This is a genomic window from Streptomyces termitum (assembly GCF_014650175.1).
In the GTDB taxonomy this organism is placed as follows: Bacteria; Actinomycetota; Actinomycetes; order Streptomycetales; family Streptomycetaceae; genus Streptomyces; species Streptomyces termitum.
The window spans coordinates 236,799-257,241 of sequence record NZ_BMUL01000007.1; the positions used below are offsets into that span (position 1 = coordinate 236,799).

Annotated in this window: 17 protein-coding genes; 10 read left to right on the forward strand and 7 right to left on the reverse strand. The window is 75.1% G+C overall.

All coding sequences use genetic code 11. The features are described 5' to 3' along the window. Positions 1–101: 101 nt before the first annotated feature. The gene (locus IE219_RS16005) at positions 102–2,465 is read left to right on the forward strand and encodes a hypothetical protein (RefSeq protein ID WP_189977770.1); all 2,364 of its coding nucleotides are present in this window, start codon (positions 102–104) and stop codon (positions 2,463–2,465) included. On the opposite strand, the gene IE219_RS16010 is transcribed toward IE219_RS16005, so the two are convergent. From IE219_RS16010 to IE219_RS16030, 5 genes are all read right to left on the reverse strand, one after another. Continuing rightward, positions 2,435–4,876 (reverse strand): right-handed parallel beta-helix repeat-containing protein, encoded by a 2,442-nt coding sequence (locus IE219_RS16010; protein WP_189977772.1) that lies wholly within the window; start codon positions 4,874–4,876, stop codon positions 2,435–2,437. The two genes, IE219_RS16005 and IE219_RS16010, sit on opposite strands and share 31 nt — an antisense overlap. A 286-nt stretch (positions 4,877–5,162) precedes the next feature. Beyond that, positions 5,163–5,771 (reverse strand): Rv1733c family protein, encoded by a 609-nt coding sequence (locus IE219_RS16015; RefSeq protein WP_189977774.1) that lies wholly within the window; start codon positions 5,769–5,771, stop codon positions 5,163–5,165. A gap of 125 nt (positions 5,772–5,896) precedes the next feature. Then, the gene (locus IE219_RS16020) at positions 5,897–6,721 is read right to left on the reverse strand and encodes an MOSC domain-containing protein (protein WP_189977776.1); all 825 of its coding nucleotides are present in this window, start codon (positions 6,719–6,721) and stop codon (positions 5,897–5,899) included. 55 nt (positions 6,722–6,776) lie between these two features. After that, entirely contained in the window at positions 6,777–7,295 is a 519-nt protein-coding gene (locus IE219_RS16025; RefSeq protein ID WP_189977778.1) for a DUF6643 family protein, read from the reverse strand. A gap of 315 nt (positions 7,296–7,610) precedes the next feature. Further along, complete coding sequence (locus tag IE219_RS16030) at positions 7,611–8,825, reverse strand: glycosyltransferase (protein WP_189977780.1); 1,215 nt, start codon at positions 8,823–8,825, stop codon at positions 7,611–7,613. Between the two features lie 58 nt (positions 8,826–8,883). Here IE219_RS16030 and IE219_RS16035 point away from each other — a divergent pair, with 58 nt between their 5' ends. The 6 genes from IE219_RS16035 (at position 8,884) to IE219_RS16060 (ending at position 15,477) form a co-directional block, all read left to right on the forward strand. Next, positions 8,884–9,681, forward strand: a complete 798-nt coding sequence (locus IE219_RS16035; protein WP_189977782.1) for a glutamate racemase — start codon at positions 8,884–8,886, stop codon at positions 9,679–9,681. A gap of 73 nt (positions 9,682–9,754) precedes the next feature. Next, positions 9,755–10,318: a hypothetical protein gene (locus tag IE219_RS16040; RefSeq protein WP_189977784.1), complete on the forward strand. Its 564-nt coding sequence runs from the start codon at positions 9,755–9,757 to the stop codon at positions 10,316–10,318. Between the two features lie 86 nt (positions 10,319–10,404). After that, the gene (lnt, locus tag IE219_RS16045; RefSeq protein ID WP_189977786.1) at positions 10,405–12,015 is read left to right on the forward strand and encodes an apolipoprotein N-acyltransferase; all 1,611 of its coding nucleotides are present in this window, start codon (positions 10,405–10,407) and stop codon (positions 12,013–12,015) included. 69 nt (positions 12,016–12,084) lie between these two features. Beyond that, the gene (locus IE219_RS16050) at positions 12,085–12,567 is read left to right on the forward strand and encodes an NUDIX hydrolase (RefSeq protein WP_189977788.1); all 483 of its coding nucleotides are present in this window, start codon (positions 12,085–12,087) and stop codon (positions 12,565–12,567) included. Between the two features lie 55 nt (positions 12,568–12,622). Then, positions 12,623–13,480, forward strand: a complete 858-nt coding sequence (locus IE219_RS16055; RefSeq protein ID WP_189977790.1) for a 3-hydroxybutyrate dehydrogenase — start codon at positions 12,623–12,625, stop codon at positions 13,478–13,480. 104 nt (positions 13,481–13,584) lie between these two features. Further along, positions 13,585–15,477 (forward strand): helix-turn-helix domain-containing protein, encoded by a 1,893-nt coding sequence (locus tag IE219_RS16060; protein ID WP_189977793.1) that lies wholly within the window; start codon positions 13,585–13,587, stop codon positions 15,475–15,477. A gap of 76 nt (positions 15,478–15,553) precedes the next feature. On the opposite strand, the gene IE219_RS16065 is transcribed toward IE219_RS16060, so the two are convergent. Further along, positions 15,554–16,921 (reverse strand): MFS transporter, encoded by a 1,368-nt coding sequence (locus tag IE219_RS16065; RefSeq protein ID WP_189977795.1) that lies wholly within the window; start codon positions 16,919–16,921, stop codon positions 15,554–15,556. Positions 16,922–17,117: 196 nt separating this feature from the next. Here IE219_RS16065 and IE219_RS16070 point away from each other — a divergent pair, with 196 nt between their 5' ends. Next, positions 17,118–17,762, forward strand: coding sequence for a CatB-related O-acetyltransferase (locus tag IE219_RS16070; RefSeq protein WP_189977797.1), 645 nt, complete (start codon positions 17,118–17,120; stop codon positions 17,760–17,762). A 23-nt stretch (positions 17,763–17,785) separates the two neighbouring features. On the opposite strand, the gene IE219_RS16075 is transcribed toward IE219_RS16070, so the two are convergent. Continuing rightward, the gene (locus IE219_RS16075) at positions 17,786–18,229 is read right to left on the reverse strand and encodes a PIN domain-containing protein (protein WP_189977799.1); all 444 of its coding nucleotides are present in this window, start codon (positions 18,227–18,229) and stop codon (positions 17,786–17,788) included. Positions 18,230–18,459: 230 nt separating this feature from the next. Here IE219_RS16075 and IE219_RS16080 point away from each other — a divergent pair, with 230 nt between their 5' ends. Together IE219_RS16080 and IE219_RS16085 are read left to right on the forward strand one after the other, a co-directional pair. Then, the gene (locus IE219_RS16080; RefSeq protein ID WP_189977801.1) at positions 18,460–19,920 is read left to right on the forward strand and encodes a catalase; all 1,461 of its coding nucleotides are present in this window, start codon (positions 18,460–18,462) and stop codon (positions 19,918–19,920) included. A 77-nt stretch (positions 19,921–19,997) separates the two neighbouring features. Continuing rightward, positions 19,998–20,369, forward strand: coding sequence for a hypothetical protein (locus IE219_RS16085; protein ID WP_189977802.1), 372 nt, complete (start codon positions 19,998–20,000; stop codon positions 20,367–20,369). The last annotated feature ends 74 nt before the right edge of the window (positions 20,370–20,443 follow it).

Consider the following 20,443-nt stretch of genomic DNA (forward strand, 5'->3'; position numbering starts at 1 on the left):
ATGGCTGTCGGATTCGGTGAGGGACCGTGCGCGGGCACGATGCCGTCCGCGATCCTGGAGCCGACGCCGCATCCTCCCACCGACGAGAGGAAGACCCCTAAGTGTCCCTTGCCACACCCCCGCCGGAGCACGGCGGCGCGGCGCTCGAACTCCTCGTCCACGGAGTCGGCGGAGCCACCCCGCAGTCCATGCTGGACGACCCCAGGACCGTCCGGATCACCGGCGACGAGACGGCCGCCGTGTACCGGCGCGCCGAGGACGCCGACGCCGAGGACCACCCCGAGCGGTACGCCGCGCGCCCGGTGCCCGAGGCGTACGTCTGGTCCAACCTGACCTCCGGCGACGGGACCCGCGCCCTCTGGCTCCTCCTGCTGCCCTTCATGGTCGTCAACCTCGCCCACTGGATGCGCCCGCCCGCCCAGGGCCGCCCCCGCCTCGCCCGCCTCTACGGCGTCCTCGTCCGCCTCCTCGCCCTCACCCTCACCGTCCTCCTCACCGCCGCCGTCTGCGAGGTCGCCCTCGACCTGACGGCCTGGCAGTGCGCCGGCACCCCCGCCTGCGCCGACGGCCGCGCCTGGCTCGGCTTCCTCGCCGCCGACCGGGGCGGCTGGTGGTCGGTCCCCGGCCGCCGGCTCGCCCTCGCCGCCCTCCTGCCCGCCCTCCTCGTCGGACTCCTCTGGTACCTCTCCAACCGCACCTGGACCGCCTACGAGGCCCAGCGCCCGCCCACCGACGACACCGCCCCCGAACCCGCCGACACCACACCGCCCGCGCCCGGCGTCCGCTCCGCCCTCGGCCGGCCCGGATTCTGGTACGGCCGCCGGCTCGTCGCCCGGCTGCGCGCCGCGCACACCGCCGCCGGCCTCCTCACCGTCGCCGCCGCCCTCGCCGCCGCCCCCGCCCGCCAGGACACCGGCACCACCGCCGCCCTCGGCCTCGCCCTGCGCACCGCCCTCGTCTGCTGCGCCCTCCTCGTCCTGTGGGTGGTCTGCGGCCGGGGCCGCAGCGAACGCCGCCTCGACCCCCGCCTGGAGACCGCCCTCATCACCTGGCTGCCCACCGCCGCCCTCACCCTGCTCGTCCTCACCGCCGTCCACACCGGCTGGGCCCGCCCCGGCTGGACCTCCACCGGTACCCTCCCCGGCAACACCGTCTTCGGCGCCCTCACCCTCGTCCAGGGCGGCCTCGTCGTCGCCCTCGGCGCCGTCGCCCTGCTCCTCCAGCGGCGCCGCCGCGACCCGCGCACCGCCCTCGCCGGACTCGGCGGCCCCGCCACCGCCATGCTCGCCTGCGCCCTCGGCGGCGTCATGTCCGGCGGCGTCGCCCAGCGGGTCGCCGACTGGCTCGACGGGCCCGCCACCCCCGGCACCGACGCCAGCCCCCTCGTCGGCCCGCCCGTCCTCCTCAGCTGGCAGGCGTCCGTCATCCCCCTCCTGCTGCTGCTCCTGATCGTCCCCGCCGCCCTCCTCGGCATCCGGACCGCCCTCGCCGCCCGCCGCCTGCGGGCCACCGTCGAGGCCGACTACACCGGCGAACGGCCCGACCCGGTCCGCACCGGCCAGATCGCCGCGAGCCGCGCCCGCGCCGCCCTCACCGACTCCGCCCCCGTCCTCATCGGCGTCATCTCCGCCGCCGCCCTCCTCCTCGGCGCCGGAGCCGTAGCAGGTGCCTGGACCAGCGGAAACGTCCCCGGCCGCGCCTTCGCCGGCGCCACCCCCGCCCTCGCCGCCCTCGCCACCACCACCCAGGCGCTGGGCTCCTGGATGATCGGCTTCGGCTTCCTCCTCTTCGTCACCTGGGGCCGCCGCGCCTACCGCGACGCCTCCGCCCGCCGCACCATCGGCATCCTCTGGGACGTCGGCACCTTCTGGCCGCGCGCCGCCCACCCCTTCGCCCCGCCCTGCTACGCCGAACGGGCCGTCCCCGACCTCACCTGGCGGATGCGGTCCTGGACCGGGCACACCGGCGGCCGCCTCGTCCTCTCCGGCCACTCCCAGGGCAGCGTCCTCGCCGCCGCCGCGATATGGCAGCTCCCCGCCGCCACCCGCGCCCGGGTCGCCCTGCTCACCTACGGCTCCCCGCTGGAACGGCTCTACGGCCGCTGGTTCCCCGCCTACTTCGGCCCCGAGGCACTGCGCGACCTCTCCCGCACCGTGCACTGCTGGGCCAACCTCCACCGCGCCACCGACCCCATCGGCGGCCCGGTCCGGGTCCCCGCCGAGGACGGCCGGCCGGCCGTCGACGCCCCCGCCCTGCGCGACCCCGTCGTCTACGGACGCACCCGCGCCCACCCGCTGCCCGAACCCGTCCTCGGCCACTCCGACTACCAGGCCGACCCGGCCTTCGCCGAACGCCGAGCCGCCCTCCTCGACCGGCTGCCGCCCGCCCTGCCCCGCCAGCGGGCCGACGGCGGACCCGCCGGGGAGGCCGCCGATCAGAGCGGTTCCGGCAGGTCCTCCGCGTAGAGCAGGGTCAGGTCGTCCGTGCTCACCTCGGCGATCCCGGCCACCCGGACCGCGTGCCGCTCGACCATCGACTCGAAGGTCTGGCGCGCGGTCCGCCCGTTGCCGAACGCCGGACCCTTCGGCAGCTTCTCGAAGTACACGAGCAGCGCGTCGTCCGTCCCCTCCGCGAGCCGGTACTCGTGCTCGTCCGTCTGCTGTCGCACGATCCGCAGCAGCTCCGCCGGCGTGTAGTCGCCGAAGCTGATGGTCCGGGAGAAGCGCGACGCCACCCCCGGGTTGACGGTCAGGAACCGCTCCATCTCGGCGGTGTACCCGGCCACGATCACCACCACCGCGTCCCGGTGGTCCTCCATCAGCTTCACCAGCGTGTCGATCGCCTCCCGGCCGAAGTCCCGGCCCGAGTCCTCCGGCGACAGCGCGTACGCCTCGTCCACGAACAGCACGCCGCCGCGCGCCCGCTCGAACGCCTCCTGGGTGCGGATCGCGGTCGAGCCGATGTGCTCGCCCACCAGGTCCACCCGGGACACCTCCACCAGGTGGCCGCGCTCCAGGACGCCCAGCGAGGCGAGGATCTCGCCGTACAGCCGGGCCACCGTCGTCTTGCCGGTCCCGGGATTGCCCGTGAAGACCAGGTGGCGGCGGACCGAGGCCGCCTTGAGCCCGGCCTCCCGCCGCTTGCGGCCCACCTCGATCATGTGGGTCAGCGTCCGCACCTCGTGCTTCACGCTCTCCAGGCCCACCAGCGCGTCCAGCGCCCCGAGCACCTCGTCCGACGCCCGGGGCCCGGGCACCGGCGCCGCGACGGCCGGAGCGGGTGCGGCGGCGGTGGTGGGAGCCGTGGCGGTACGGGGCGGGGGGAAGGGACTGAGCAGACCGGGCGACTGCGGGGCGGCGGCCGGGCCCGGCGCGGCGGGCACCGGTCCGGGCGCCGCCGGGGACCGCACGGCGCTCTCGTCGCTCACGCACTCCTCCGCGACCGGCCCGTCCTCGGGGAACTCGTACCCGCCGCGCGCGCACCGCTCCGTCCGGCACCGGCGCAGCACCGTCCGGCAGCCGTCCATCACGTGGAAGCCGTAGCCGCCGCTGCCGCTCACCCGGCAGCCCTGGAAGGTGCCCCGGCCCTCCGCCGACACGTAGAAACCGGCCTCGGCGGGAGAGGTCACCACACAGCGTTCGATCGTGGGATCGGCCCCCTTGGTGACGATCACGCCCGTCTGCACGCTGTCCACCGAGCAGTTGGCGAGGACGCCGCCGCTGCCGTGGTCGCGGAACCACGCCCCGGTCGATGCCTCCTTGATCCGGCAGTCGTCGAGCTGCGCCGTCGCCCCGTCGCTCACCGACACGGCGGTGTTCCGCACCTGCGTCAGATCGCTGTCCACCACGTCCACCCGGGACCCCCGGTCGAGCACGAACAGCGCGTCCGGCACGTCGTGCACCCGGCACGACTCCAGGACCGCGCTCGCCCCGTCGCTCACCCACACCGCCGGGTAGTCGCCGGTGCTGTCGTGGATCTCGCACTGGTGGGCGTCCACGCGCGTGCCCGGGTCCCACACCGACAGGCCGTTGCGGCCGAAGCGGCGGACCGTCGACCGGGTCAGCGTCAGCACCGAACGGGACCGCAGGTCCACGGCGTTCTCCGGCACGTCGTGGATGTCGCAGTCGGAGAGGGTGAGGACGGCGTCGGTGTCCAGGGTGACGCCGTCGGCCGAGGTGCGGTGGACGGAGGAGTCCACCAGGTGCGCGGCGGCGCGGGCGGCGATCTGGAGGCCCGCGCCCTTGATCTCGTACACCTCGCAGCCGGTGCCCTCCAGGCCGCTGCCCTCGCCGGTCACCGCGATCCCCGCCCCGTTGGCGTGGTGCACCCGGCAGCGCTCCAGGCGCGGGTGCGCCCCGCCGCGCACCGACACCCCGGCCTGCCCGGCCGAGACCACCTCGCACTCCTCGAAGACCCCGCCCGCGCCGTCGACGGCCGCGATGCCGACCCCGGCCGGATTGTCCACGGTGCAGCGGCGCACGGTCGGCCGGGCGTGCCCCCGGACCTCGATCCCGGCCGCCGACCGGGTCCTGATCCGCAGGTCCAGCAGCTCGGGCGTGCCGTCCTCGATCAGCAGCGCGGGCGCCGCCACGTCCTGGCCCTCGACGTGCAGGTCCCGCACCACCGCCGAGGCCCGCAGCGTCAGCGGCACCCCGTCCGGCGGCGCGATCCGCACCGGCCCCGAACCGTCCTCCGGCCCGCGCAGCGTCACCGCCCGGGTGAGGACGAGGTTCTCGCGGTAGGTGCCGGGCGCGACGGTGAGGACGTCGCCGTCACCGGCGGCCTCCAGCGCGGCGGCGAGGGAGGCGTACTCGCCCGTGCGGCGCCGCCACCGCGACGTGCCGGTGTGCGTCACCTGGACCGTGCCCTGTGCCATGGGTGTGCTCTGCCCCCGCCTCGTGCGCCGACGCTGAACCGGATCCGGATCCGGGACCGTGGATTGTGGATCCAAGATCCGCGATCCAAGATCCAAGATTCTGGATCCAAGATCGTGGATCCAGAATTGTGGATCCAGAACCTTGGATCCAGGATCGCGGATCTTGGATCCAATCTCCTGGACGATGGATCCGATGTCCCACCGTAGCGCGCACCGGGGCACGGGGTTGACGGGTCGTCGAGCCGTACCCGTACGGGGCACGGAACAAGAGATTCCGGGAGCGGGGTCAGCTGCCGGTGCCGGTCCGTCCCCAGTCGGGTCCGACCGAGGCCCAGGCGCGGTCCAGGCGGACGTACCGGCGGACGCGCAGGCGGCGCATGACGAGCCGCCGGACGAGCTCCACGCCGAGCCCGGCGAGGAGCGCGGCGGTCAGGCCGACGACGAGGGAGTGCGCCCGGGCGGTGCCGAGGGCCAGGGGGGCGGCGACGGGGCGGCCCTCCCGGTCGGTCCAGAGGGCGAAGGAGTCGCCGGGGGAGGCGCTGCCCCGGGAGGTGGTCACCGTGCCGGTGCGGACGGAGCCGTCGGGCGCGGTCCAACGGGCCACGATCGCGCGCCGGAAGCGCTGCTCGGCGGCCTGTTCGCCGGCCGCGGCGGCGTTCGGCGGCGCCGGGGCCGGCCGGAGCACCCGGGCGGTCGTCTCCACGCGGCCCGCCTGCTGGGCGCGGGCCGCGCGCTGGAGCGACTGCTGGGCCGCGGTGCGGGCCGTCCAGCCCACCGCGGGCACCGCGAGGCAGAGCGCGACGACGGCCGCCAGGGCCACCCACGCCTCGACCAGGTCCGTCGTCCGGCGCAGGGGATTGTGGCGCCACCGCCAGAGTCCGGTGACCGCGCGCATGGGTGGACCCCCTCGGTTCGTCGTCTCCCGGACGAGTCTGCCCGGGGGCCGCCGGGTCCGCCCGTCGAACGGGACGGTCGGGGGAACGGGGCCGGGAGGAGGGACGGCGGGGGAGGGGCGGGGGTTCAGTCGAGGATCTTCACCGGGTCGCCGACGCGGACGGTGCCGGTCCCCTCGGGCACGAGGTTCTGGCCGAAGACGAGCTTCCCGCCGATCCGGCGGTGCCGGCCGAGGGTGCGCAGCGGCTCCTTGCCGCGCGCGGCGGTGGCCTGGTCGGTGGTGGTCACCACGCACCGCCCGCACGGCTTGGCGACCCGGAAGGTCACCTCGCCCACCGCGAGCCGGGTCCAGCCGTCCTCCGCCCAGGGCGCGGTGCCGTCGACGACGAAGTTGGGCCGGAAGCGGTTCATGGGGAGCGGGCCCTCGTGGGCGTGGTCGCCGTCCGCGATCAGGGCGTTGAGGGCGTCCAGGGAGGCTGTGGAGGTGACGAGCAGCGGGTAGCCGTCGGCGAGGCTGACGGTCTCGCCCGGCAGCGCGTACGCGGGGTCGACGGGCCGCCGGTGCTCGGGCGCGTCCAGGTGGACGAGGCGCGCGTCGTCCTCCAGGAAGGCGGAGAACCAGGCGGCGGCCGCCTCCCCGGCGGGCACCGTCTCCACGGCCTGGTCGAAGATGTCGACGGTGAGCGTGGCGGCGGGCGCGGGCACCTCGACGACGAGCGGCGCGCGGCCGGGCGCGGACAGCCGCAGGCCGCCGCCGGGCAGCGGTTCGGCCGTGGCGAGGGCCAGCCGGGGGTGGCGGCGCTGGGTCATGACCGTGCCCCGGGCGTCGACGACCGCCCAGCGGCGGTCGTGCGTGAGGCCCCAGGGCCGCACCTCGGCCTCCGTCTGGGCGAGGGCGCGCAGCGCCTTCACCGGGTGGACGTGGACGGAGCGGAGTACGGGATCGGCCATGGCCCCATCCTGCCAGCCGCTCCGGCGCCCGAGGACGGCGGAGCGGTCGGGGCCGTCAGTAACCGCCGCCCTGGTAGGGACGGTTGTACGGGTCCTGGTAAGGGGCGGGGGCCGGCGCCGGCGCCGGTGCGGGGCGCGGGGCGGCCGGGCGCATCGCCTCGTAGCCGGTGGCCATCGGGCGGGCCGGCTGCGGCACCGGTCCTCCCGGGTAGCCGCGCGGCGGCGCGGTCTGCTGCGGGATGTACGGGGTGGGCGCCGGCTGGAGCGGTGCGGGCGCCGCCTGCGGGGACGGCTGGGGGTAGCCGTATCCGCCGCCCTGGTAGGCGGGCGCCGGCTGCGGGGACGGCGCGGCCGGGAGGGCCGGCAGGGCCGCGGGCAGCGCCGGCAGGTAGGAGCCGGGGGAGGGCATCGCCGGGGCGGGGTAGCCGACGGGGGCCTCGTACGCGGCGGGCACTCGGATCGGGGCGATCTGAGGCGTGCCCCGCTCCGCGACCAGGGAGTCGTAGATAGGGGTGTCCGTGAAGGACGGCGCGGTGTGGTAACCGCCTCCATAGCTGGAGCGGGGGGAGGTCATGGCCATAAGTTAAGCCCACGATCTGCCGATTGGGGAGTCCGCTCAACAGCTTCTTTGTCGGGTGTGCGGGGGTGGTGAGCCTCCAACCAGAGCGAACATGCCAAAAACGGGCATGTCGGCGTCCCAAGATCGCGTAAATGCCGAGATGGGAGGGGGTTACCGATGGGTCGGCCGAAGAAGCTCCGAAAACTCCGCCCGGTATGAAGAACGCATAAAGAAAAAGCGACCGGAAGGGGTGAGGGAAGTGATCATGGGTATGCCGAATCGTCAATCCGGATCCCGGGGCGAGATCGTGTACGCGCCGAATTGACGGCGTCACTCCCCGTGGCGGGAAGCGAATTCCCCGCCCGTCGCCGCCGCCCCGTTCCCCGCGTGCGTCCGCCCCTTCCACGCCCCGCCCCGCCCCCGGTGGTGCCGCACCGCCGAATCCACCGTCATGAGCAGGTACAGAAAAGCGGTGAACGGCAGCAGCGGCGCCGTCCACCACGGTCGGCGGTAGTAGCGGAGCATCGGCAGGTACGTCCCCGCCATCACCGCCCACGCCGCCCCGCCCGCCCACGCCGCCGCCGCGTCCCCGGCCGCGAGCCCCGCGACGCACGCGCCCGGCGGCACCAGGTACACCAGCGCCAGCCCCGGCACCGTCCCCACCAGCACCACCGGGCTGTACCGCAGCTGCGCGTACGCGCTCCGCGCCACCATCCGCCACAGCTCCCCGAGCCCCGGATACGGCCGCACCGAGTCCACCCCGTCGGCCAGCCCCAGCCACACCCGGCCCCCCGCCGCCCGCACCGCGCGCGCCAGCGTCACGTCGTCGATCAGCGCCGCCCGGATCGAGTCCGGCACCCCGGCCGCCACCGCCGCCTCCGTCCGCAGCAGCACGCACCCGCCCGCCGCCGCCGTCGCCCGGGGCCGCGCCGCGTTGATCCAGCGGAAGGGATAGAGCTGCGCGAAGAAGTACACGAACGCCGGCACCACCAGCCGCTCCCAGAAGCTCGCCACCCGCAGCCGCGCCATCTGCGAGACGAGGTCCCGGCCGTCGTCCAGCGCCGCCTCCACCAGCCGCCGCAGACTGTCCGGCGCGTGGGCGATGTCCGCGTCCGTCAGGAGCAGGAACTCCGGCCCCCGCGCGCGGGCCAGCGCCATGCCGTGCCGCAGCGCCCACAGCTTCCCCGTCCAGCCGGGCTCCGGCTCGCCCGGCGACACCACCGACAGCGGCAGCCCGCCGTACCGCCGGGCCAGCCCGGCCGCGAGCCGCCCCGTCCCGTCCGTGCTCCCGTCATCGACCAGGACCACCGAGGCCGGCCCCGGATAGTCCTGGGCCAGCAGCGACGGCAGGCTCAGCGGCAGCACCTCCGCCTCGTCCCGGGCCGGCACGACCACCACCACGCCCGGCCACCGGGCCCGCTCCCCGCGCGCGCGTGCCGCCCGGCGCGGCAGCCGCTGGTCCGTGCGCCAGAAGAACCCCCGGCCCAGCAGGAGCCAGACCCACACGACCAGGGAGAAGGACGCGAACCAGGCAAGGGTGCTCATTCGCCGCAGTCTGCCCCAGATCGCGGGGGCGAGGAGGGCCATCGGCTAGGGTGACCGGGTGAAGATCGCGCTCATGGACTCCGGAATCGGCCTCCTCGCGGCAGCCGCCGCGGTGCGCCGGCTCCGCCCCGACGCCGACCTCCTGCTCTCCAACGACCCCGACGGCATGCCGTGGGGCCCGCGCACCCCCGAGGACCTCACCGGGCGCGCCCTCGCCGTCGCCCGCGCCGCCGCCGCCCACCGGCCCGACGCGCTCATCGTGGCCTGCAACACCGCCACCGTCCACGCCCTCCCCGCCCTGCGCGCCGCCCTCGAACCGGCCCTCCCGGTCATCGGCACCGTCCCCGCGATCAAGCCGGCCGCCGCGGACGGCGGCAAGGTCGCCATCTGGGCGACCCCCGCCACCACCGGCAGCCCCTACCAGCGCGACCTGATCCGCGACTTCGCGAAGGGCGCCCAGGTCACCGAGGTGCCCTGCCCCGGCCTCGCCGACGCCGTCGAGCACGCCGACCCCCGCGCCATCGACCGGGCCGTCGCCGCCGCCGCCGCGCTCACCCCGCCCGACGTCCGCGCCCTCGTCCTCGGCTGCACCCACTACGAACTGGTCGAGGAGCGCATCCTCGAAGCCCTCGCCCCCCGCCGCCGCCCCGGGCTCCCGCCGGTCGACTTTTACGGCTCCGCCGAGGCCGTCGCCGCCCAGGCGCTGCGCCGCGTCGGCGCCGGACCCGCCCCCGGCGCCGCGCCGACCGGCACCCTCTCCGTCCTCCTCAGCGGCCGCCCCGGCCCCCTCCCCGTCGCCGCCCTCGACTACCCCGCGGGCCGCCTCCTGGCCGCCGCCCAGACGGCCTCCCGCTGACCCGTCACCCAGGGTCACAGGGCGAATCCGGACCGTCGCGCCCCTTCGGGCATATGCGGGTACTCTTCCCGATATGAGGCAGGAAACCGGGCCGCGACGGCACACCGACGGGCACCGCCCCGCCGTGTGGACCGGCCGGGCCACCAACCGCTTCCAATGGGTCGCCGCCGTCGCCGGGGCCGCCTGCATGGCCCTCGGCGTCACCCTCGCCGTCGAGTCCCCCTGGACCTCCGGCGCGGCCCCCCTCGCTATGGCCGTCGTCGGCTGCGTCGCCGCCGGACTCCTCGTCCTCTTCGGCACCCTCGCCTTCGTCCACGTCGAGGTCCGGGTCGACGACCGCGCCATGGAGGTCCGCTGCGGCCACATCGGCGTCCCCCGCCGTACCATCCCCCTCACCCAGGTCGTCGGCGCCGAGTACGCGCCCCGCGTCACCCCGCGCCACTGGGGCGGCTGGGGCTACCGCTGGCGCCCCGAGACCGGCACCGCCGTCGTCGTCCGGCGCGGCGAGGGCCTCGTCCTGAGCCTCGCCGACGGCCGCACCTTCACCGTCACCGTCGACGGCGCCGAAGGCGCGGTCCGCTCCATCCGCGCCCTCCTCCGCCACCCCGCCCCGCCCCAGACCCCCGCCGGCACCTGACCGCGCGACACCCGCGCGGGCGCGGGACGACGCCCCTCGGAGCCGTACATCTCAGGTCTACAGGCGCGCCCCGTACACTCCGCAGGGTGAGTGCCACCATCACCCCCGACGCGGCCGGAGCCGCCGACGACAGCCCCGCGACGGGCGACCGGACGCGACGCCCCCGCCGGGCCGCCCGCCTCGTCCGCCCCGCGACGGCCCTGCTCTCCGGCGTCCTGCTCTACCTGAGCTTCCCGCCGCGCCCCCTCTGGTGGCTCGCGCTCCCCGCCTTCGCCCTCCTCGGCGCGGCCCTGCACGGCCGCCGCCTCCGGGCCGGCTTCGGCCTCGGCCACCTCGCCGGGCTCGGCTTCCTCCTGCCGCTCCTCGTCTGGACCGGCGAAGAGGTCGGCCCCGTGCCGTGGCTCGCCCTCGCCGCCGTCGAGGCCCTCTTCGTCGCGGCCGCCGGACTCGGCATCGCCGCCGTCTCCCGGCTGCCCTGGTGGCCGGTCCTCGCCGCCGCCGTGTGGATCCTCGCCGAGGGGGCACGCGCGCGCGTGCCCTTCGGTGGCTTCCCCTGGGGCAAGATCGCCTTCGGTCAGGCCGACGGCGTCTTCCTCCCGCTCGCCGCCGTCGGCGGCACCCCCGTGCTCGGCTTCGCCGTCGCCCTCTGCGGCTTCGGCCTGTACGAGGCGGTCCGCCTGGTCCGCCGCCACCGCGCCACCGGCACCCTCCCGCGCGGCCCGCTCGCCGCCGGGCTCTCCGTCCTCCTCCCGGTCACCGGCGCCCTCGCCGCCCTGCCGCTCGTCAGCGACGCGGCCGAGGACGGCACCGCGACCGTCGCCGCCATCCAGGGCAACGTCCCCCGGCTCGGCCTCGACTTCAACTCCCAGCGCCGCGCGGTCCTCGACAACCACGTCGCCCGCACCCGCGAGCTCGCCGAGGAGGTGAAGGCGGGCACGAAGCCCCAGCCGGACTTCGTCCTGTGGCCGGAGAACTCCTCCGACATCGACCCCTACGCCAACCCCGACGCCGCCGCCGTCATCGAGGGCGCCGTCGACGCCGTCAAGGCCCCCACGGTCGTCGGCGCGGTCATCGCCCCGCCCACCGGCAAGCTCCGCAACACCCTCATCCAGTGGGAGCCCGGCCGCGGCCCCGTCGCCACCTACGACAAGCGGCACGTGCAGCCCTTCGGCGAGTACATCCCCCTGCGCCCCCTCGTCCGCCTCTTCAACAGCAACGTGGACCGGGTCGCCCGCGACTTCGGCCCCGGCTCCGAGGTCGGCGTCTTCGACCTCGCCGGCACCAGGGTCGGCCTCGCCACCTGCTACGAGGCCGCCTTCGACTGGGCCGTCCGCGACACCGTCACCCACGGGGCGCAGCTCATCACCGTCCCCAGCAACAACGCCACCTTCGGCCGCAGCGAGATGACCTACCAGCAGCTCGCCATGTCCCGGGTGCGGGCCGTGGAGCACAGCCGGTCCGTCGTCGTCCCCGTCACCAGCGGCGTCAGCGCGGTCATCCGCCCGGACGGCGAGATCGTCTCGCAGACCGCGATGTTCACCCCCGACTACCTGGTCGAGGAGGTGCCGCTGCGCTCCTCGAAGACCCTCGCGACCCGGCTCGGCACCCTCCCCGAGGCGCTGCTCGCCGCCGTGGCCGCCGCCGGACTCGGCTGGGCCGCCGCCCGCTCGGTCCGCGCCCGCCGCGCCCGTCCCTGACCCGCCCCCGGTGCCGGTCCGTCCCCCGGCGGGCCGGGACCGGACCGGAAATGATCTAGGGTCGGGCCCATGGGAACCCCCGACTTCATCCGCGAACTGCGCAGGACCGCCGGCCACCAGCTCCTCTTCCTGCCCGGGGTCAGCGCCGTGGTCCTCGACGACCGGGGCCGGGTCCTGCTCGGCCGCCGCGCCGACAACGGCCGGTGGGCGGTGATCGGCGGCATCGTCGAACCGGGCGAGCAGCCCGCGGACTGCGCGGTCCGCGAGGTCGAGGAGGAGACCGGGGTCCTCTGCGTGCCCGAGCGGATCCTCCTCGTGGAGACCCTCAGCAAGCCCGTCACCTACCCCAACGGCGACGTCTGCCAGTACCTCGACGTCGCCTTCGTCTGCCGCGCGGTCGGCGGCGAGGCCCGGGTCAACGACGACGAGTCGCTGGAGGTCGGCTGGTTCGAGCTCGGCGCGCTCCCCGAGATGAAGCGTTTCTCCCACCGGCGGATCGAGAAGGCGCTCGTCGACGAACCCACATGGTTCTGCACCACACCCACGGACTGAAGTATGGGCCGGACGCACATGGGTGGGGGCGCGGGCCGTTCATAGGGTGCGGAGCATGAGCGCCCCCATCACCGCCGCACCCGGCCCGGCCGCGTCCGCTCCCGCCGGCCCCGCCCCCGGCCCGGCCGCGCTGCCGCGCCCCGCCGTCCTCGACCTCGACCTGAGCGGCCGCACCGCGCTCGTCACCGGCGCCGCCGGCGGCATCGGACGGGCCTGCGCGCTGCGGCTCGCCGCCGCCGGGGCCCGGGTCCGGGCCGTCGACCGCGCCGCCGAGGGCCTGGCGGAACTCGCCGCCGCGGCCGACGGCCTCCCGGGCGCCGTCGAGCCCCATCTGCTCGACCTCACCGACCTCGACGCCGCCGAGCGGGCCGCCGCGGGCGCCGACATCCTCGTCAACAACGCGGGCCTCCAGCTCGTCCGCCCCATCGAGAGCTTCCCGCCCGACGTCTTCCACACCGTCCTCACCGTCATGCTGGAAGCCCCCTTCCGGCTGCTGAGGGGCGCCCTGCCGCACATGTACGCCCGGGGCTGGGGCCGCGTCGTCAACCTCTCCTCCGTCCACGGCCTGCGCGCCTCGCCCTACAAGTCCGCGTACGTCGCCGCCAAGCACGGCCTGGAAGGACTCTCCAAGACCGCCGCCCTGGAGGGCGCCCCGCACGGCGTCACCTCCAACTGCGTCAACCCCGGCTACGTCCGCACCCCGCTCGTCGAGCGCCAGATCGCCGACCAGGCCGCCGCCCACGGCATCCCCGAGGACCGCGTCCTCACCGAGGTCCTCCTCAAGGACTCCGCGCTCAAGCGGCTCGTCGAACCCGAGGAGGTCGCCGAGGCCGTCCTCTACCTGTGCTCCCCGCAGGCGTCCTTCGTCACCGGCACCTCGCTCGCCCTCGACGGCGGCTGGACCGCCCACTGAGCCGCTTCCCCCCCCCGCTCGCCGCGCGGCCCCCGGGGGAGTCGTCCACAGGAACGGTCCACAGGGGTGGTGCGACCACACGTCCGGCAGGTATCCCTGTGTCCATGTCCCACGAACACGTCTCCTACCTGGAACTCCTCGCCCGGGGAGCCGCCACGGAGGCATACGACCGGCCCGTGCTCCTCGCCCGCGCGAGCGGCGCGGGCCCCGAGGCGCTCGCCGGACTCGAAGAGGCCAAGCAGCTCGCCCTGCGCGTCCGCGCCGAGCTGGAGGGCCGGCGCCGCCGCGAGGCCGAACTGTCCGCCCTCTTCGCCACCGCCCACGACCTCGCGGGACTCCGCGACCTCGACGCCGTGCTGCGCGCCATCGTCCAGCGCGCCCGCTCCCTCCTCGGCACCGAGGTCGCCTACCTCAGCCTCAACGACCCGGCGGCCGGGGACACCTACATGCGGGTCACCGAGGGCTCCGTCTCCGCCCGCTTCCAGCAGCTCCGGCTCGGCATGGGCGAAGGGCTCGGCGGCCTCGTCGCCCAGACCGCCCGCCCCTACGTCACCGACGACTACTTCGACGACGCGCGCTTCCAGCACACCCGCACCATCGACACCGCCGTCCGCGACGAAGGACTCGTCGCCATCCTCGGCGTCCCCCTCAGCCTCGGCAGCCAGGTCATCGGCGTCCTCTTCGCCGCCGACCGCCGGGCCAGGGTCTTCGAACGCGAACAGGTCGCCCTCCTCGGCTCCTTCGCCGCCCACGCCGCCGTCGCCATCGACACCGCCAACCTGCTCGCCGAGACCCGCTCCGCCCTCGCCGAACTGGAACGGGCCAACGACATCATCCGCGAGCACAGCGCCGTCATCGAGCGCGCCTCCGAGGTGCACGACCGGCTTTCCGAACTGGTGCTGCGCGGCGGCGGCGTCCACGATGTCGCCGAAGCCGTCTCCGAAGTCCTCGGCGGCACCGTCGAGTTCACCGAGACCACCACCGTCGCCGCCCGCCGCACCGGCGGCCACGCCGTCCGCGAGGGCGACGACTGGGTGGCCGCCGTCTCCGCCGGCGGGGAGCACCTCGGCGCCCTCGTCCTGCACGGCCAGCCCGACCTCGACCCCGTCGACCAGCGCACCCTGGAACGGGCCGCGCTCGTCACCTCCCTGCTGCTGCTCGCCCGCCGCTCCGCGGGCGAGGCCGAGCAGCGCGTCCGCGGCGAACTCCTCGACGACCTCCTCGACGCCCCCGACCGCGACCACGACCTCCTGCGCGAGCGCGCCGCCCGGCTCCGTACCGACAGCGAGGCGCCGCACGTCGTCCTCGCCGCCCGCATCGACCGGGCCGGCCCGGCGGACGGCGGCGAACCGCCCGGCCGGGAGAGCGCCGACCGGCAGCGGCTGTGGTCCGCCGCCTCCCACCTCGCCGCCACCCGCCGCGGCCTCGCCTCGGCCCGCGACGGCGGTACGGTCCTCCTGCTGCCGCTGGGCCCCGGCGAGGACGCCGCGGAACTGGCCCGGCAGACCGCCCGCCACCTCGGCGGCGCCCTGCGCGAACCGGTCACGGTCGGCGCCTCCGCCGCGCTGCGGGACCCCCTCGGCCGCCCCGGCCAGGTGGCCGGCGCCTACCAGGAGGCCCGCCGCTGCCTCGAAGCGCTCCGCCTCCTGCACCGCGCGGGCGAGGGCGCCGCCGCCGAGGACCTCGGCTTCCTGGGCCTGCTGCTCGCCGGCAGCCGCGACATCGGCGGCTTCGTCGAGCGCACGATAGGCCAGGTCGTGACGTACGACGGACGCCGGGGCACGGACCTGGTCCGCACCCTGGACGCCTACTTCGCCAGCGGCATGAGCCCGGCCCGCACCAAGGACACGCTGCACGTCCACGTCAACACGGTGGCCCAGCGGCTGGAGCGCGTCGGCCGCCTCCTGGGCCCGGACTGGCAGTCCCCGGCCCGCGCCCTGGAGATCCAGCTCGCCCTGCGCCTGCACGCCCTGTCCGCCGCCGTCACCCCCCGCTGACCCCGCCCGGCCCGTACGCGGAAGGGCCCCGCACCCCCGGGCGAGGGGTGCGGGGCCCGGTGCGGGGACCGGCGGGTCAGGCGTCGGCACCGACCCTGGCCGGTCCGCCGACCGTCTCGTCCGCCTCGGTGAGGTCGCTGTTGCGGGTCTCCCGGGCACAGGCGAGGGCGACGACGGTCAGCAGCGCGGCGGCGATCACGTACAGGGCGATCGGGGTCGAGCTGTCGTAGTCGGCGAGGAGCGCGGTCGCGATGAGCGGGGCGGGCGCGCCGGCCGCGACCGAGGAGAACTGGGCGCCGATGGAGGCACCCGAGTACCGCATCCGGGTCGCGAACATCTCGGAGAAGAACGCCGCCTGCGGGGCGTACATCGCACCGTGCAGGACCAGGCCGACGGTCACGGCGAGCAGCAGGCTGCCGAACGAGCCCCGGTCGATGAGGGCGAAGAAGGGGAACATCCACAGGCCCACGCCGACCGCGCCGACCAGGTACACCGGACGGCGGCCGACCCGGTCGGACAGCGCGCCCCACAGCGGGATGACGGCGAAGTGGACGGCCGAGCCGATGAGGACGGCGTTGAGCGCGGTCTGCTTGGACAGGCCCACCGAGGTCGTCGCGTAGACGAGGATGAAGGCGGTGATGACGTAGTAGGAGATGTTCTCCGCCATGCGGGCGCCCATCGCGATGAGCACGTCCCGCCAGTGGTGCCGCAGGACGGCGACGAGCGGCATCTTCTCCACCGTGCCTGCGGCGGCCTTGCGCTCCTCGGCGGCGGCGAGCGCCGCCTTGAAGACGGGCGACTCGTCCACCGACAGCCGGATCCACAGGCCGACGATCACCAGCACGCCGGAGAGCAGGAACGGGATCCGCCAGCCCCACGCGGTGAACGCCGACTCCGACAGCAGCGCGGTCAGCGCCGACAGCACGCCGGTCGCCAGCAACTGCCCCGCCGGGGCGCCGGTCTGCGGCCACGACGCCCAGAACCCGCGCCGCTTCGCGTCCCCGTGCTCCGACACCAGCAGGACGGCCCCGCCCCACTCGCCGCCGAGCGCGAAGCCCTGCACCAGCCGCAGCGCGGTCAGCAGCAGCGGGGCGGCCGACCCGACGGTGGCGTGCGTCGGCAGCAGACCGATCGCGAACGTCGCCCCGCCCATCAGCAGCAGGCTCAGGACCAGCAGCTTCTTCCGCCCGAGCCGGTCCCCGTAGTGCCCGAACACCAGCGCGCCGAGCGGCCGGGCGGCGAACCCGACGGCGTAGGTCAGGAAGGACAGCAGCGTCCCGACCAGCGGATCCGAGTCCGGGAAGAACAGCTTGTTGAACACCAGCGCGGCGGCGGACCCGTACAAGAAGAAGTCGTACCACTCGATGGTCGTGCCGATGAGGCTGGCGGCGACGATGCGCTTGAGGGATCCGGGCGGCGTCGGAGCGGTTCTTGCGGCGGCCATGTGCACCACTTCCAGGCGGGTACGGGGACGTTTCGGTGTCGCCACACCGTAGGAAGCCGCAGGTCAGTGGCGTATGTGGTGGCACACCATAGTTCACGTCCGCCGTGTGCGCCCGGCCTCCATGGCCGGGTGGGTTCCTGGTGGGCGGGTAGCGTGCGGGGCCTGTTGGTCTTCTGTCGACGAGGAGTCGTGTGCCGTGACCGTGCCCGCCGATCCGACCGTTCTCCATCCGATGCCCGGACAGCCGAGGGTCGTCCTGCTCAAGCCGCTGGTGACGTCCCCGCTGATCGAGGTGGGGGAGTACTCGTACTACGACGACCCGGACGACCCGACGGCGTTCGAGACGCGGAACGTGTTGTACCACTACGGGCCGGAGAAGCTGGTCATCGGGAAGTTCTGCGCGCTGGGCACCGGCGTCCGGTTCCTCATGAACGGCGCCAACCACCGGATGGACGGGCCCTCGACCTTCCCCTTCCCGACCATGGGCGGCTCCTGGGCGGACCACTTCGACCTGCTCACCGGGCTGCCGGGGCGCGGCGACACGGTCGTCGGCAACGACGTGTGGTTCGGGTACGGGGCGACGGTCCTGCCCGGGGTGCGGATCGGGCACGGGGCGATCGTCGGCGCAGGTGCCGTCGTCACCGCCGACGTGCCCGACTACGGGATCGTCGGCGGCAACCCGGCCCGCCTCGTCCGCACCCGTTACGGCGCGGACGACGTGGCCCGGCTGCTGGCGGTGGCCTGGTGGGACTGGCCCGCCGAGCACATCACCGCCCACGTCCGGACGATCATGTCGGGAAGCGTCGCCGAGCTGGAGGCCGCGGCACCCGGCGCGGCGTGACGGGGCGGGGGCGGGCCGGCGGGTCAGGGGTTTTCTGTCGGAGCCGGAGCCGGAGTCGGAGTCGGAGCCGGAGTCGGAGCCTGGGGCAGGGCGCGGGGTCCGACGTACCGGGCGCCGGTCTCCGCCACGCGCCGCCGGAGCTCGCGGTCGGCGGTCACCACCAGGCAGGGGCGGTCCCCGGCGTCCCGGGCCAGCGCGGCGATCAGGTCGTCGCCGCTGCCGGGCGCCTCCTCGACCCGCACGCCGGGCACGGAGGCCACGCCCCGGGCCCGGCCCTCCACCACCAGCACGATCTCGTACGGCCCCGGGACCGGGCCGTCGACCGGTCCGCCCGCTGCGGCGAGCCGGTCGCGCAGGCGCTCGGCGGCCCCGCGCCGGTCCCGCCACCAGCCGTCCGGCACCGATCCGACGACATTGGCCCCGTCCACCACGAGCAGGGGACGGGGGCGGGGCTCCTCGGCGTTCATGCCCCCAGGATGCCGGACGGACCCCGGACCGCCTCCGGTGGTGCGCCGCGCCGGGTGGGGCCAGGCTGGGGGATGCGTGTGTGTTTGGGACGGTACCGCCCGGACAGGCGTACGACCGGGCACACACCGCCCAGGTGCGTACGTACCGCCGGGCGCGTGCGTACCGACCCGGTACCCGCGCGCCGCCCGGGTACCCGTACCGCTCGGCACGAGAAGGGAACGACCGACCGATGACCGAGAGCCGACCCGCGACGACGACCGATTCCGGCGCCCCCGTGGAGAGCGACGAGCACTCGCTCACCGTGGGCCCGGGAGGGCCGATCCTCCTCCAGGACGCCTACCTCATCGAGCAGATGGCGCAGTTCAACCGGGAACGCATCCCGGAGCGCCAGCCGCACGCCAAGGGCAGCGGCGCCTTCGGCCGCTTCGAGGTCACCCACGACGTCAGCGCCTACACCCGGGCGGCGGTCTTCCAGCCCGGCACCCGCACCGACCTGGTCGCCCGCTTCTCGACCGTCGCGGGCGAGCGCGGCAGCCCGGACACCTGGCGCGACCCGCGCGGCTTCGCCGTGAAGTTCTACACCTCCGAGGGCAACTACGACATGGTCGGCAACAACACGCCGGTCTTCTTCGTCAAGGACCCGATGAAGTTCCAGCACTTCATCCGCTCCCAGAAGCGCCGCGCCGACAACAACCTGCGCGACCACGACATGCAGTGGGACTTCTGGACCCTGTCGCCCGAGTCCGCGCACCAGGTGACCTGGCTGATGGGCGACCGGGGCATCCCGCGCTCCTGGCGGCACATGAACGGCTACACCTCCCACACGTACATGTGGATCAACGCGGCGGGCGAGCGGTTCTGGGTGAAGTACCACTTCAAGACCGACCAGGGCGTCGAGTTCCTCACCCAGGACGAGGCCGACCGGCTGGCGGGCGAGGACACCGACTTCCACACCCGCGACCTCTTCGACCACATCCGGGACGGCGACCACCCGTCGTGGACGCTGCACGTGCAGGTCATGCCGTACGCCGACGCGGCCGCGTACCGCTTCAACCCCTTCGACCTCACGAAGGTGTGGCCGCACGGCGACTATCCGCTGACCCCGGTCGGCCGCATGACGCTGGACCGCAACCCCACCGACCACCACGCCGAGATCGAGCAGGCCGCCTTCCAGCCGAACAACTTCGTCCCCGGCATCGGACCCAGCCCGGACCGGATGCTCCTGGGCCGCCTCTTCGCCTACGCGGACGCCCACCGGGCCCGCATCGGCACCAACTACCAGCAGCTCCCGGTCAACGCGCCGGTCGCCGACGTCCACACATACTCCAAGGACGGCGCGATGGCCTACCGCAAGACCAGCGACCCGGTGTACGCCCCCAACTCCAAGGGCGGCCCGGCCGCCGACACCGAGCGGTACGGCACCCCGCCCGGCTGGGCCGCCGACGGCGAGATCACCCGGGCGGCCTACGTCTCGCACCCGGAGGACGACGACTGGGGCCAGCCCGGCACCCTCGTCCGCGAGGTCCTCGACGACGCGGCCCGCGACCGGCTCGTGGACAACGTCGTCGGCCACCTCCTCGACGGGGTGAGCGACCCGGTCCTGGAACGGGCCTTCACCTACTGGCGGAACATCGACGCGACCGTCGGGGACCGCATCGCCGAAGGAGTCCGCACCAAGAAGGACACCTGACCCACGCCACCGGTCCGGCGCGGGGCCCGGGCCCGGACACGGGCCCCGCGCCGGAGGCACCTGGTAGAACCCCGCACATGACCTTCATGACGATGGTGGCGGACGACGCGGACGGATGGAGCGCCGACCGGGACGCCCTGACCGAGGCGGTGCGCGCCCGGTGGCCCGAAGCCGAGACCGACACGTCGGAGGGCGGCGAGGTGCGCGGCATCATCTGGCGCTTCGAGACGGAGAACGGGCCGGGCGAGGCGTACCTGCACGCGAAAGGCACCTGTCTCTACATGGACACGGGAGAGGAGGACGCGATCCGCCTGGCGATCGCCTTCCGCGGTCTCACCCCCGCCCGCCTCGACCTGGTGTTCTGCGACGAGGGCTACAGCTTCGACGTCCGGGTGCCGGCCGGGACCACCGAGCACGGGCTGACGGCCCTGGTGGACGCCGCGGAGTGAGACCCGCCCGCCGTGCCGGTGGCCGCGCCGACGGGTATTCCGCGGGACTCCGGCCGCCGCCGGACCGTACGATC

What these genes read in the sequence shown, in the direction of transcription:
- IE219_RS16010 (WP_189977772.1), bottom strand. Translation starts at nt 4,876, where the DNA reads ATGGCACAGGGCACGGTCCAGGTGACGCACACCGGCACGTCGCGGTGG.
- IE219_RS16015 (WP_189977774.1), bottom strand. Translation starts at nt 5,771, where the DNA reads ATGCGCGCGGTCACCGGACTCTGGCGGTGGCGCCACAATCCCCTGCGC.
- IE219_RS16020 (WP_189977776.1), bottom strand. Translation starts at nt 6,721, where the DNA reads ATGGCCGATCCCGTACTCCGCTCCGTCCACGTCCACCCGGTGAAGGCG.
- IE219_RS16025 (WP_189977778.1), bottom strand. Translation starts at nt 7,295, where the DNA reads ATGACCTCCCCCCGCTCCAGCTATGGAGGCGGTTACCACACCGCGCCG.
- IE219_RS16030 (WP_189977780.1), bottom strand. Translation starts at nt 8,825, where the DNA reads ATGAGCACCCTTGCCTGGTTCGCGTCCTTCTCCCTGGTCGTGTGGGTC.
- IE219_RS16040 (WP_189977784.1), top strand. Translation starts at nt 9,755, where the DNA reads ATGAGGCAGGAAACCGGGCCGCGACGGCACACCGACGGGCACCGCCCC.
- IE219_RS16050 (WP_189977788.1), top strand. Translation starts at nt 12,085, where the DNA reads ATGGGAACCCCCGACTTCATCCGCGAACTGCGCAGGACCGCCGGCCAC.
- IE219_RS16055 (WP_189977790.1), top strand. Translation starts at nt 12,623, where the DNA reads ATGAGCGCCCCCATCACCGCCGCACCCGGCCCGGCCGCGTCCGCTCCC.
- IE219_RS16060 (WP_189977793.1), top strand. Translation starts at nt 13,585, where the DNA reads ATGTCCCACGAACACGTCTCCTACCTGGAACTCCTCGCCCGGGGAGCC.
- IE219_RS16065 (WP_189977795.1), bottom strand. Translation starts at nt 16,921, where the DNA reads ATGGCCGCCGCAAGAACCGCTCCGACGCCGCCCGGATCCCTCAAGCGC.
- IE219_RS16075 (WP_189977799.1), bottom strand. Translation starts at nt 18,229, where the DNA reads ATGAACGCCGAGGAGCCCCGCCCCCGTCCCCTGCTCGTGGTGGACGGG.
- IE219_RS16080 (WP_189977801.1), top strand. Translation starts at nt 18,460, where the DNA reads ATGACCGAGAGCCGACCCGCGACGACGACCGATTCCGGCGCCCCCGTG.
- IE219_RS16085 (WP_189977802.1), top strand. Translation starts at nt 19,998, where the DNA reads ATGACCTTCATGACGATGGTGGCGGACGACGCGGACGGATGGAGCGCC.